Source organism: Brevundimonas sp. FV2ps16 (assembly GCF_058681075.1).
Genome location: NZ_CM178728.1, coordinates 1,935,399 through 1,948,097 on the forward strand (window position 1 = coordinate 1,935,399; position 12,699 = coordinate 1,948,097).

Annotated in this window: 13 protein-coding genes; 1 reads left to right on the plus strand and 12 read right to left on the minus strand. The window is 65.9% G+C overall.

Annotation, left to right across the window (positions count from 1 at the left end):
- Positions 1–6: 6 nt before the first annotated feature.
- The 12 genes from ACW170_RS09320 to folE all read right to left on the minus strand — a co-directional run bounded on the left by ACW170_RS09320 (position 7) and on the right by folE (position 11,115).
- Positions 7–414 (minus strand): MAPEG family protein, encoded by a 408-nt coding sequence (locus tag ACW170_RS09320; protein WP_492086443.1) that lies wholly within the window; start codon positions 412–414, stop codon positions 7–9.
- Positions 415–417: 3 nt separating this feature from the next.
- Entirely contained in the window at positions 418–2,250 is a 1,833-nt protein-coding gene (locus tag ACW170_RS09325) for a M14 family metallopeptidase (RefSeq protein ID WP_492086444.1), read from the minus strand.
- A 38-nt stretch (positions 2,251–2,288) separates the two neighbouring features.
- Positions 2,289–2,921 (minus strand): hypothetical protein, encoded by a 633-nt coding sequence (locus ACW170_RS09330; protein WP_492086445.1) that lies wholly within the window; start codon positions 2,919–2,921, stop codon positions 2,289–2,291.
- Positions 2,922–3,007: 86 nt separating this feature from the next.
- Complete coding sequence (locus tag ACW170_RS09335; RefSeq protein WP_492086446.1) at positions 3,008–3,475, minus strand: DUF1579 domain-containing protein; 468 nt, start codon at positions 3,473–3,475, stop codon at positions 3,008–3,010.
- Positions 3,476–3,546: 71 nt separating this feature from the next.
- Positions 3,547–5,076: a UbiD family decarboxylase gene (locus tag ACW170_RS09340; RefSeq protein ID WP_492086447.1), complete on the minus strand. Its 1,530-nt coding sequence runs from the start codon at positions 5,074–5,076 to the stop codon at positions 3,547–3,549.
- A gap of 8 nt (positions 5,077–5,084) precedes the next feature.
- Positions 5,085–5,747: a Pr6Pr family membrane protein gene (locus ACW170_RS09345; RefSeq protein ID WP_492086448.1), complete on the minus strand. Its 663-nt coding sequence runs from the start codon at positions 5,745–5,747 to the stop codon at positions 5,085–5,087.
- 26 nt (positions 5,748–5,773) lie between these two features.
- The gene (locus tag ACW170_RS09350; protein ID WP_492086449.1) at positions 5,774–6,616 is read right to left on the minus strand and encodes an aldo/keto reductase; all 843 of its coding nucleotides are present in this window, start codon (positions 6,614–6,616) and stop codon (positions 5,774–5,776) included.
- Between the two features lie 33 nt (positions 6,617–6,649).
- The gene (locus ACW170_RS09355) at positions 6,650–7,534 is read right to left on the minus strand and encodes an alpha/beta hydrolase family protein (RefSeq protein ID WP_492086450.1); all 885 of its coding nucleotides are present in this window, start codon (positions 7,532–7,534) and stop codon (positions 6,650–6,652) included.
- 58 nt (positions 7,535–7,592) lie between these two features.
- A complete protein-coding gene (locus ACW170_RS09360) occupies positions 7,593–7,934 on the minus strand; it encodes an MmcQ/YjbR family DNA-binding protein (RefSeq protein ID WP_492086451.1) in 342 nt (113 codons plus the stop codon).
- Positions 7,935–7,949: 15 nt separating this feature from the next.
- The gene (locus ACW170_RS09365) at positions 7,950–9,767 is read right to left on the minus strand and encodes a gamma-glutamyltransferase family protein (protein ID WP_492086452.1); all 1,818 of its coding nucleotides are present in this window, start codon (positions 9,765–9,767) and stop codon (positions 7,950–7,952) included.
- Positions 9,768–9,908: 141 nt separating this feature from the next.
- A complete protein-coding gene (locus ACW170_RS09370) occupies positions 9,909–10,343 on the minus strand; it encodes a biopolymer transporter ExbD (RefSeq protein WP_492086453.1) in 435 nt (144 codons plus the stop codon).
- Positions 10,344–10,500: 157 nt separating this feature from the next.
- The gene (gene folE / locus ACW170_RS09375) at positions 10,501–11,115 is read right to left on the minus strand and encodes a GTP cyclohydrolase I FolE (protein WP_287929352.1); all 615 of its coding nucleotides are present in this window, start codon (positions 11,113–11,115) and stop codon (positions 10,501–10,503) included.
- A gap of 130 nt (positions 11,116–11,245) precedes the next feature.
- Here folE and cysS point away from each other — a divergent pair, with 130 nt between their 5' ends.
- Positions 11,246–12,697, plus strand: coding sequence for a cysteine--tRNA ligase (gene cysS, locus ACW170_RS09380; RefSeq protein ID WP_492086454.1), 1,452 nt, complete (start codon positions 11,246–11,248; stop codon positions 12,695–12,697).
- The last annotated feature ends 2 nt before the right edge of the window (positions 12,698–12,699 follow it).

Genomic DNA, 12,699 nt, shown 5'->3' on the forward strand with positions numbered 1-12,699 from the left:
TGCGCCTCAGACCACGGCGAAGGCGATCAAGGCCACGGCGGCCGTCAACAGCGCCACCCAGGTCAGCAGCATGCCGATCACCCGGCCCAGCGACGGTCCCGTCTGGAACAACAGGCCCAGGGCATGGACCACGCGACCGACCAGCAGGGTCGCCCCCACGGCATGAACCATCCAGGCGGGCGTGCCGACGGCGGCCAGCAGCAGCAGGGCGACCATGCCCGGCGTGGCATATTCGGCGCAGTTGCCGAAGGCGCGGCTGGCGGCCAGCAGATCCGGGTTCCCTCCATCGCCGAACGACACCATGTGCTTGCGCCGCCCGCTGACCACTATGCCCGACAGCACCAGCATCAGCAGGATCAGCAGGCCGCTCCACAGGGCGGCGGCCTGGACGGCTTGCATCAGGGGTGTGGTCATCGATCAGTCCTCGCGGCCGACGGGATACAGCAGATAATGGTCGTCATAGAAGGGCGTGCGCTCATAGAACCAAGCCAGTCGCGCCTGCGGGTTCGCTGCGAAGTCGGGTTCGGCGGCCAGTTTGGCCTCGAACTCAGCCTTTAGCGCCGGATCGGCGGCCAGCATCTTCTCCGCCAGCGGCGCGATGGCGTAGGCCTCGATATATTCGACCCGGCTCATGACCTCCGGGAACATGCCCCAGGCGAAGAAGCTCTCGCTGGACTGCGGCTCCAGCAGCAGCACGACGATGTCGCCCAGCGGCTGATCGGTCGGCACGCGCACCGAGCCGGTCGGGAAAGTCCAGTCGCGGCGCTCGACCTCGACCGTCTTGACCGAGGCCTGGACGTGGCCCTCGTTGGCCCGCGTCGCCAGCTTGGGCTCGACCAGACGCAGCATCGACAGGTTCACCGTGCGCGGCGCGTCCACCGTCTCCATCTCGACGCCGTGAATCTTCAGCCGCTCGATGATGTCGGTGCGATAGCTCGGCACCCAATAGGCGGCCTGCCGCGTCAGGCTCAGCGTCGGCTTGGATCCATAGAAGGGCATCTGCCACAGCTCGGGATCGGGTCGACCCAGCCAGCGCACCTCGTCGCGGCCCGAGGCGGGGCTGTGATGCATCTCGTAAAGCACGCCTTTGAACGGACGGATGGAGGAGGGGGTCTCCTCTGCCTCGAAATTCGCCGCGATTTGCGCCGGCCGCAGGGCCCGATCCTGGTCCGTCGCCGCCTTCAGCGCCGCGCCCTGATCGGCCAGCAGCCGCATCGCTTCTTCGATGAAGACATAGGTCCCCAGCACCCGCTGCTCATGCGGTTTCAGGCTGTGGTTCTCGATCAGGATCGTCGGCACATGGGCCGCCGAACCCCAGCCGTTCGAGAACCGCTCGCCCAGCCCGCCGTCCGACAGGCCCTTCTTGGGCTCGTCATCGTCGATGCCGAACACCAGCTCGCCGGGGATGTGACCCTCCCGCTCCAGCGCCGCATTCATCGCCGGCTTGAACACCGAATCCAGCCAGGCCGAACTGTTCGGCGACCGGCTGAAGGTACCGTCTTCGCCGTTGAAGCCGTAGGTGACGTCATACTGGTAATCCAGGCCGTCGGTGACGTGGACGTCCACATACAGGTCCGGCCGGTACTTCAGGATCAGGCCCCGCACCGCCCGCATCTCGGGCTGGTCCAGCTTCAGATAGTCGCGGTTCAGGTTCTGGTTGGTCGCCGTATTCCGCCAGCCCTGGATGCGCGGCCCGCGCTGGTTCGGGCGGGAGTAGGGGCCGGAACGCTCGTGCCCGTCCACGCTCAGGATCGGGATCAGGATCAGATTGACGCGGTCCAGCAGGGGGTCCTTGCCGTAGAAGGCGATGTCGCGCAGCACCATCATCCCTGCGTCCTTGCCGTCGATCTCGCCGGGGTGGATGCCCGCCTGGACCATCAGCACCGGCTTGGCCGGATCAAAGGCCGCTCCGTCCTTCGAGGCGATCACCACATAGATGGGCCGCCCCTCGGGCGAGACGCCGAACTGTTCGATGCGGATCAGGTCGCTGGCGGCGTCCAGTCGGTCGAACCAGGCGCGGGTGTCGGCGTAGTTCGGTGAGAAGTCATGCGCCGGATCGGCCTCGAACGGCGTGACCCAGGGGTCGCTCGCGCTGCGCAGCAAGGCCTTTGACGCCCCGTCCCAGGCGGGCGCCGGCGGCAGGAAGGCTTGGTCCCACGGCGCGGTGTTGGGAAGCGTCTGGGACATGGCGGGGCTCACGCTACAGGCTAGGGCGGCAAGAAGGGCCGAAATCAGGAAAGTGGATCGCATGGCCTTTCGTGAGCCGATTGCCTCGACCTGACAAGGCGTCAACCGCCGCCGCCCAACGCTGGCGCCCACCCACCGGCCTTGACCAGCAGGGCGGCGGAGTTCGCCATGCCCCACAGGCTGTAGAGCAGCACCACGATCAGGGCGCCCCCGGCGACCTTGCGCCACGGCGCGAACGCCGCCGTCGCCGTCCCGGTCACGAAGATCGTCACCCCGACCCAAAGCCGCAGCGAGCCGGCCAACCGCGCGAACTCCGCATTCATCTGCGCCAGGATGATCACCACCACCGCCACGATCAGATTGGCCGCCAGGACACAGCCGAACACCAGCCGCCGGTGGGCCCAGAAATGGTCGTCCAGGTCGATCCGCTCATCGCCCCCCTCGGCCGAAACGCGCGGAAAGGTCACGCTGGCCGCCACATAGAAGGTCGCCGCGATGCTCAGCGAGACGAGCAGCACGAAGGTGTTGAACGGCGCGCCTCGGAAGATGACCCAGGCCTGGTTCCAGAAGGTGGCGATGTCGATAGCCACGAACAGGGCCAGCAGCGGCGTCAGCCAGCCGAACCGGATTCGCCGTTTCTCATGCAGGACTCGCGCAAATCCGCCGACCAGTTCAGCGACCGACAGGCCCAGCAGCAGGCCGTAAAAGCTGAAGAAGAATTCGAACGCGCTCACATGGCCCCCGGCTGAGTCGTGCTAACCTATTGCCAGCTCAGCGGCCTGTCGCTCCCAAATTCACCGCGCCATGCCAAGCGCGAATCTTAAGCTGCTCGCCGAAAATCCATGACCCAGTTCAGCTCCCAAGCCCGTCCGTCGTCGTACGAGAAATGTTGGGCCCAGCGCGGCGTCTCCGTGTTCACACGCGACCACTCGAAGCGTGCAAGGATCGGCCGCTCGCCGTCTATGTCGGGTCCTTCGAGGCGGCAGCCCTCGTCGTGAAACCGGCCAACGACCGGCGGCGTCAACCGGCCATCGCGGTCGCTTATCCAGTAGATCGACCACTCGTCGGTCGCCAGATTTAGCGTTCGCAGAGAAACGCCACGCCAACCGCGTTCGGGACAGTCGTGCTGTTCGATATTGGCGATTCCACCCATGCGGGGCTCTGTGAACGCCGTCCCGTGCGCGATGTCCCAATCATCTGAGCCGACGCCCCGGCTTACCAGTCTGCGGTGTTCAACCTCCCAGGGGCCAAACAGGAAGTCGAAGTCATGGATGTGTGAACGTATCATGGCGGCAGCTCCAGCTATGCCGCATCCCTAAAGCGCCCAACTGCCAAATGCTGTCAGCATTCGCAGGCCGTCTACTTCCAGATCGGCGTCCCGTCGCCCGGCAGACCCAGCCGGCCCCACAGGTCGTTGACCCGCTCCACCACCGCCTCGTCCATGCGGATTTCCTCGCCCCATTCGCGCTTGGTCTCGGGCGGCCATTTGTCGGTGGCGTCCAGGCCGATCTTGGAGCCCAGGCCGCTCTCGGGGCTGGCGAAGTCCAGATAGTCGATGGGCGTCGACTCGATCACGGTGATGTCGCGCGCCGGGTCCATCTTGGTCGAGATGGCCCACATGACGTCCTTCCAGTCACGGGCGTCGATGTCGTGGTCCACCACGATGACCCATTTGGTGTACATGAACTGGCGCAGATAGCTCCAGACGCCCAGCATCACCCGCTTGGCGTGGCCCGGATAGGCCTTCTTCATCGACACCACCGCGATCCGATAGCTGCACCCCTCGGGCGGCAGCCAGAAGTCGACGATCTCCGGGAACTGCTGGCGCAACAGGGGAATGAACACCTCGTTGAGCGCCTCGCCCAGCACGCTGGGCTCGTCCGGCGGTCGGCCGGTGAAGGTCGTCAGATAGATCGGGTCCTTGCGCATGGTGATCGCGCTGACCTGGAAGACCGGGAACTTCTCGACCGAATTATAGTAGCCGGTGTGGTCGCCATACGGCCCCTCGTCCTCGAACTCGTTCAGCAGGACATGGCCTTCCAGCACGATCTCGGCTTGGGCCGGCACCATCAGCGGCACGGTCTTGCAGGCGACCAGTTCGGCCTTGGCCCCCCGCATCAGGCCGGCGAACTGATATTCCGACAGGGTGTCCGGCACGGGCGTCACCGCCGCCAGGATCGTGCCCGGATCGGCGCCCAGGACCACGGCGCAGGGCAGGGGCTCCTTGGGTCGGGCCTTCTTGTGCCGGGCATAGTGTTGCGCCCCGCCGCGATGGGCCAACCAGCGCATGATGGCCCTGTCCTTGCCCAGCACCTGCATCCGATAGATGCCCAGGTTGAAGTCGTCCTCGCGGTCCTCGCTCGGCCCCTTGGTCACGACCAGGCCCCAGGTGATCAGGGGGGCGGGTTCCCCGGGCCAGCACGACTGAACGGGCAGCGCGGTCAGGTCGATCTGGTCGCCCTTCAGCACCACCTCCTGCACCGGCGCCTTCTTCACCGTCTTGGGTCGCATCGACATTATGGTCTGCGCCAGGGGCAGCATCTCCATCGCGTCGCTCAGGCCGCGTGGCGGCGTCGGATTGCGCAGGAAGGCCAGCAACTCCCCGACCTCGCGCAGCTCGCCCGCCGTCGTCCGGTTCTTGCCCTCCAGCGTCACACCCATGGCGACCCGCTTCACCGTGCCGAACAGATTGGCCAGGCAGGGGATGGGGCTGATCGTCCCGTCCGGCATGACGGGCTTTTCGAACAGGACCGCCGGGCCGCCGTTGCGCAGCAGCCGGGTCTGGATCTCGGTCATCTCCAGCACCGTGGAGACAGGTTCGGAAACCCGCACCAGCTCGCCTTCGGCTTCCAGCTGGTCGATGAAGTCACGCAGGGATTTGTAGGCCATGCCTTCGCCTAAAGCGCCGGGGCCGAACTGTCACGCCTCGTTCGACTTAAGGCCCGATCCGTCCCGACCAGCGCCAGTCCGAACAGCAGGAAGACGGCCAGCAGGCTGGCGAAGGTCGCCAGCACCCGGCCCAAACCCAGGGTGTCAACATTGACGAACCCATAGGGCCACCAATGGGTCGCCAGCCCGTGAACCAGCGTCCACACGCCGAAGATCAGCGGGAAGCCAAGGGCCTTCGCCGGGTCGATCCACCGCAGCTCCCCCTTCGGCGTGAACCACAGCCAGTCCAGCAGGAAGGCGACCGGCATCACGTAGTGCAGCACCAGATTGACGCCCAGGGTCAGCCCCTCCGGCCGCCAGTAGGGGGCGATCATGAAATGATATACCACCCCGACGATCAGGATGTAGGTCGTCACTGCGGCGCGGAAGGCCGGCGACGCCGCCCAGCGGGCCAGCGGCCTTGTCGGTTTCAGCAAGGGCCCGGTCAGGGCGCCCGCGACCAGGATATTGCTCAGTATGGTGAAGAAGCTGAAGTACTGGACGGTCCGCGTCATAACCGCCCAACCGTCTGCCGGCGTTACCATCAGCAGATATTGCAGCGCCAGCGCCGCCCAGCCGATCACGGCGAAGGCGGCGCGCCAGAGGCGCGGTCGATCTCGTTCACGCAACATGCGCGTCTCTTTCGATCAGCGGGCGATCAAGCGGCGGCCTTGTCCCATTCGTAGGCGTCGTCCAGCCATTGCCCCAGGCGCTCGCCGCGATCCAGGGCGTCCATCCGTTGCATCTCCTCGCTCGACAGTTCGAAGTCGAAGATGTCGAAATTCTCGCGCGCGCGGCTTTCCTTGGTCGTGCGGGGAATGGCGATGATCCGGTTCTGGATCAGCCAGCGCAGGGTGACCTGGCCGTTGGTCTTGCCGTGGGCCTCGGCGATCTCGGAGATCGTCTTGTCGTCGGCGATCTTGCCCTGGGCCAGGGGCGACCAGGCGGTGATCGACGACCCCAGCTCGGCCGCCGTCGCCACCAGCGGGTCGATCCCCAGATAGGGGTGGTGCTCGACCTGGTTGGTCAGCAACCGGGCCTTGGACAGGCTCTGCGCCTGCCGGAACTCCTTGGACGGGAAGTTGGACAGGCCGATCGACTTCGTCAGGCCCTGGTCCTTGGCTTCGTTCAGCGCGCCCAGGGTTTCCTCGAACGTCGGCGTCGGCTTGGGCCAGTGCAGCAGCAGCAGGTCCGGCGTCGTCCCCAGGCTCTCGGCCGATTCTTTCGCCTGTTTCAGCAGGGCGTCATGGGTGAAATGCTCGACCCAGATCTTGGTGGTCAGGAAGATGTCGTCGCGGGATATGCCCGAATCCACGATGCCTTCGCCGACCGCCTTCTCGTTCTTGTAGATCCAGGCGGTGTCGATGTGGCGATAGCCGATCCGCAACGCCTCGGCGACCATCCGACGCGCGTCCGCCGGCTCAAGCTGCCAGGTGCCGAAGCCGAGCAGGGGGATCTCGACGCCATCGACGGTGATTGAGGGCTGATCGCCGTAAGCCATGGGGAAATCCTTCATTCTCGGGGAGCAGCACAGTTAGGCGCCGGGTGCGGCCTTCGAAACCCCCGCGTCGAACCAATCCAGAATTTCCTGCCACAGCGGTTCCAATCCCTTGCGGAAGGCGCCCTCGTGGCCGATCCTTCGCGCGCCGTAATCGCCGGCGCGGCGCACCACGATTTCGGAGGGGGCGTTGGGATAGGCCTTCAGCAGCGCCGCCCCCGTCCCCGGCGTGGCGATGGGGTCGTCCGGAAAGATCCAGGACCGGATCGGCGCCCGCACCTGATCTAACGCCTGGGGATCCAAGGCGCCGGACTTCAGTTCGTCCAGGAAATACGCCGGTTTCAGGCACCACCGCTTCCAGGTCTGGAACACCCCGCGCGGCAGATCCGTCCCGCGCCACAGCTTGCCGGCCCGGACATAGCCGTGGCGGCGCAGATGGCTCGGGCCAAAACCGAACCAGAAGAACAGCTCCATCGGATTATAGGTCCGGTGGTGTCCGCCCCACCATCCGGTCCCGACCGAGACGAAGGCATGCCGCCCGATCTCGGCCTGGTTCGGCATGAAGCCGACGAAATGGCCTCCGACGCTGTGCCCCACATGGAAGACCGGCAGGCCGGGCGCGGCCTTCTTCAACGCCTTCAGCGCGGCCGGCATGTCCAGCCTGCCCCAGTCGGGATAGTCCATCTCCATCGCCGCCAGATCGTCCGGCCGCGAGCCCCCTATGCCGCGATAGTCATAGGTCAGGACCACGCAGCCGCGCTCGGCCATCCAGCGCGCGAACCGGGCATAGAAGCCGCGTGGAAACCCCGTGCCCGCAGAAACCAGCACCGCCATCCTCGGCGCGTCGCCCCGGAACAGCGTCGCTTCCAGCGGCCAGCTGTCCACGGCCTTGATGACCCGATCCTCGACCGCCAGCCCCATGTCGTTTCCTGTCCGTTCTTATTTTAAACGGACCCTGCATGGTTTCCCCGACGTCAGGTCAAGCGGCGTCGTGGGCCCTCACCAGCCGCTTCGGCGCCACCTTGCGCCACCGCTTTTCCAGCGCCGCCCTCAGCCAGACGGGATCGACCGTGGCGATCCGCGCCAGCACGATCGGATGATCGCGGTAGTGGTCGGTAAAGTGAAAGCTGTCCGGGTCCATCTCGACCAGCAAATCTCGCTCATCCAGATTATCCAGATGCACCACGATACTGTCGTCCAGCTTCGGACGCAGCCAGGTGAAGAACTTCCCCGCCACCTTGAACGACGGCTCCCCATAGGACACGCCGTCCTCGACGCCGGGGAAGGACAGCAGCAGGGCGCGCACCTCGTCATGGGTCATGTCAGCACGCCAATCTCAATAAGCCAGCGCGATGCCGTCCTTGCGCATCTCGGTCGCCGCGCCATAGGTCCAGCGCCCGCCGGGGTTCATCTGTTTCATGACGTTCTGATAGCCGCCGAACCCGCCGTCCGGCTCGCCCAGGGTCCAGCCCATGGCCCGTAGCTGCGCCTTGGTGGCCTCGGGTACGCCGCTCTCCAGGTGCAGCACCCCGGTCCCCTCCTGCGGCTGGCCGGTCGGTTCGGACGAGCCATAGTGCTGCCAACGCGGGGCGTCGCCCGCCGCCTGCGGCTCCAGCCCATAGTCGACCATGTTGATGATGATCTGGGCCTGGCCCTGGGGCTGCATCGCCCCGCCCATGACGCCGAACGCCATCCAGGGCTCGCCTTCCTTGACCGCGAAGCCGGGGATGATGGTCTGGAACGGCCGCTTGCCCGGCGCATAGACATTGGGGTGGCCGTCGGTCAGGGCGAACAGCTCGCCCCGGTCCTGGAACATGAAGCCCAGCGGCTCCGACCCATTGTCCGGCGCAAGGCCGGAGCCCATGCCGCGATAGTTGGACTGGATCCAGCTGACCATCATCCCGTCGCTGTCTGCGACGCTGAAATAGGTGGTGTCGCCGTGGTGCGGGGCGTCGCCGGGCATGACCCTATCCATCACCCGGTCCGGCCGAATCAGCTTGGCCCGTTCGGCGGCATAGGCCTTGGAATTCAGCCATTCGACCGGGGTCTTGGAGAAGCGGTCGTCGGCGAACCAGCGCGCCCGGTCCTCGAACGCCAGCCGCTTGGCTTCGGCCTGGACGTGCAGCGAGGCGGCGGACTGGAAGCCCATGGATTTCAGATCGAACTGTTCGCAGATGTTCAGGATCTGGTTGGTCGACAGGCCTTGCGTGTTGGGCCTCAGGCCGAAGACGTCCACCCCGCGATAGTTGGTCCGGATCGGCTCGACCCATTCGGTGTGGTGGGCGGCCATGTCGGCGCGGGTCATCCAGCCGCCGATCCGCTTGAAATAGGCCTCGATCTGATCGGCGATGGGGCCATTGTAGAAGGCGTCGCGCCCACCCTCGGCGATCATCCTTAGGGTCTTGCCCAGATAGGGGTTGGCGAAGACCTCGCCCACCTTGGGCGTCGCCCCTCCGGCGGCCCAGATGCGTTTGCGGTTGTCGTTCTCTTCGATTGGGATCCGGCCCCGGTCGAAGGCCGCCATATTGCGTTCCAGGTAGTAGGCGATGACCTGGGGCATGGGGACGCCCTGTTCGCACAGCTCGGCGACCGGCAGCAGCACATCCTTCCACGGCAGCTTGCCATAGCGTTGATGCGCGCTCCACCAGGCGTCCACCGTGCCCGGCACGTTCACCGTCACCGCGCCATAGCGCGGCAGATAGCCGTCGATGGCTTTGGAGCGCGCGGTCTCCAGGCTGAGGCCCCGCGGACTGGCGCCCGAGCCGTTCAGGCCGACCACCTTCTTCTGTTTCGGGTCCCACAGCAGGCAATAGGCGTCGCCGCCGATGCCGTTGGCCACAGGCTCCAGGAAGCCCAGGGCCGCATTGATGGCGATGGCCGCGTCGATGGCCGATCCGCCGCGTCTCAGGGTATCGATCCCGATCAGGCTGGCCGCCGGGTGCGCCGTCGCCGCCGCCCCGTTCGCGCCCCAGACGGTCGAGCGGCCCATGAATTTCGGTCCCGTGATCCGGTCGCCGATGCCGACTCCGGCATGGGGATCGGCGGGGCGCGCGGGCGAGGGCGGCGCGGACGCCGTCGCGGGCTGCTGCGCCTGGGCTGCGGTCGTGGCCAGCACCCCGACGGGAAGGGCGGACAGGAAGGTGCGACGACGCATGGGCGGACTCCTCGAACAGCCGATAGGCCATCAAGGCGGGGTCCGGCCGATCCCGCAAGCCCCTATCTCGCGGTCATGGGGCAAAGAAAAAGGCCGCGTCCCTTTCGGAACGCGGCCCTGATCCTGGATAGAACCTCGGTCCTATTCGATGTCTTCGTTCAGCAGACCGACCTTGAAGAAGCCGTTCTCCTGCATCTTGTTCATGACTTCCATGAACTGCGAATATTTCACTTCCGGCTGAGCGCGGACGAACACACGCTCTTCCTGGCAGGAGCCGCCGCCCAGGGCCGTGCAGACGTCGGCGGCCAGATTGTCGATCGAGGTTTGCTTCTCGGCGATGAACAGCTGACCGGTGTCCTGGATGGTGATGTAGACCGGTTCTTTCTCTTCCTGCGGGTTTTGCGGCGGCTGCGCCGGCGGCAGGTCGAGTCGGATCGACACCGTCGCCATCGGCGCGGCGACCATGAAGATGATCATCAGCACCAGCAGAATGTCGATGAACGGCGTGATGTTGATATCCGCCGTTTGTTCGATCGTGTGCTTGTCCCCGCCGGAACCACCGAGCTTGGCAGCCATGCATCGTCTCCGTTACTCGCCGCCGCGCTTCGCGCCGGCACATCCCATGGGTCCCCGAAGGGCTTGATCGGTTCTTGGCGTCCCGATGCGCGCTTGTAAAGCGGTTCTAAACGATCCGACGTTCCTGAACGTCAATTACCCGCGACAGGCGAGGGGTTTACGCCTTCGCCAACTTCAGGAAACGGTCCATCAGGGCAGGATCGTCCTTGAAGGCGCCGGTGAACCGGGTGGTGACGGTCGAAACATGCCGGTGGTGCACCCCGCGCGTGGTCATGCACTGGTGTGCGGCGTCGATCATCACCGCGACGCCCTTGGGCTGCAGGTGCGATTCGATGGCCTCGATGATGTCGTTGGTCAGGGTTTCCTGATTCTGCAGCCGCCGGGCGAAGATCTCGACCACTCGCGCCAGCTTGGAGATGCCGACCACCTTTTCGCCGGGCAGATAGGCGACATAGGCCTTGCCCAGGAAGGGGGCCAGGTGGTGCTCGCAATGGCTCTCCACCTCGATCTCGCGCAGGATGACCATGTCGTCGTAGCCGGTTACGTCCTCGAAGGTGCGGCTCAGCTCCTTGGCCGCGTCGGCGTCATAGCCGTCGAACCATTCGCCATAGGCGTCCACCACCCGCTTGGGCGTGTCGATCAGGCCCGGACGGTCGGGATTGTCTCCGGCCCAGGCGATCAGGGTGCGCACGGCGTCCAGCGCCTGTTCGCGGCTGGGACGCTGCACAGTTTCGTCGCTGACGAGGACGGGCTTGGCGGGGATGACGCTCATGAACTCGATTTTCCGGCCGAGGCGGTCGGGGCCGCCCGGTATAGCTTCTACAATCCGTCGGGACTGTATATCAGGCCGCTATATGGGACGGACCCTCCGTCCCGCAAGAAAACCCGCTGAAGACTTATCCATGCCGCTGCACATCCACGACACCCTGCGCCGTGAAAAACGCCTGTTCGAACCGCGCGATCCGAACCGGGTGACCCTCTATGTCTGCGGCCCGACGGTCTATGACTACGCCCATATCGGCAATGCCCGCCCGCCGGTGGTGTTCGACGTCCTGGTCCGCCTGCTGCGCCGGACCTATGGCGCGGATCATGTGATCTACGCCCGCAACGTCACTGACGTGGACGACAAGATCAACCAGAAGGCCGCCCGCGAAGGCGTGGCCATCGGCGAGGTCACGGCCCGCTATGAGGCCGCCTATCTCGCCGACATGGGCCTGCTGAACGTGTCGCCGCCCGACCTCGCCCCCCACGTCACAGACTATGTCCCGGCCATCGTCGCCCAGATCCAGGCCATCGTCGACGCCGGCTGCGCCTATGCCGCCGAGGGCCATGTCCTGTTCGACGTCTCGTCCTATCCGTCCTACGGCGCCCTGTCGGGCCGGAACCTGGACGACATGATCGCCGGCGCCCGGGTCGAGGTCGCCCCCTACAAGAAGAACCCCCACGACTTCGTCCTGTGGAAGCCGTCCAAGCCGGACGAGCCGTCCTGGCCGTCGCCCTGGGGCGAAGGGCGCCCCGGCTGGCATATCGAATGCTCGGCCATGATCGAACAGACCCTGGGCCTGCCCATCGACATCCACGGCGGCGGCATCGACCTGGTCTTCCCGCACCACGAGAACGAGATCGCCCAGGGGGTCTGCGCCCACGGCCACGCCCATGACGACCAGGCCCACGACGAATACGCCCGCTACTGGATGCACAACGGCTTCCTGACCGTGGACGCCGAGAAGATGTCAAAGTCGGTGGGCAACGTCCTGTTGCTGCACGACCTGGTCCAGGCCATGCCGGGCGAGGTCGTCCGTTGGGCGCTTCTGTCGGCGCACTATCGCCAGCCTCTGGACTGGAACCAGGGCCTGCTGGATCAGAGCCGCAAGAACCTCGACCGGCTGTACGGCGTCTTGCGCGACGCCGACGCGGCCCTGGCCGACTTCGATCCGGCCACGCTGGACGAGGCCGAGATGGAGCTGGCCGAGAACGCCCTGGACCCGGTGCTCAATGCGCTTGAGGACGATCTCAACACGCCGGGCGCCATCGCCCAGTTGTTCGGTCTTGGAAACACCTTGCGCGATCTGCTCAACGACGGCGAGGCCGACATCAACGACGTCGCCATGGCCCGCTGGAGTCTGGTCGAAGCGGCCGGCCTGCTCGGCGTGCTGTCTCTGACGCCCGATGCCTGGTTCGAGGGCGGCGATCCCGCTCTGAAGGCCGAGGTCGAGGCCTTGCTTGAGCAACGCGCCGCCGCCCGTGCGGAAAAGAACTGGCCCGAGGCCGACCGCATCCGCGACCGCCTGAACGCACTGAACGTCGTCGTCATGGACGGCCCCGACGGGGCGACCTGGCGAATGAAGGGATAGAC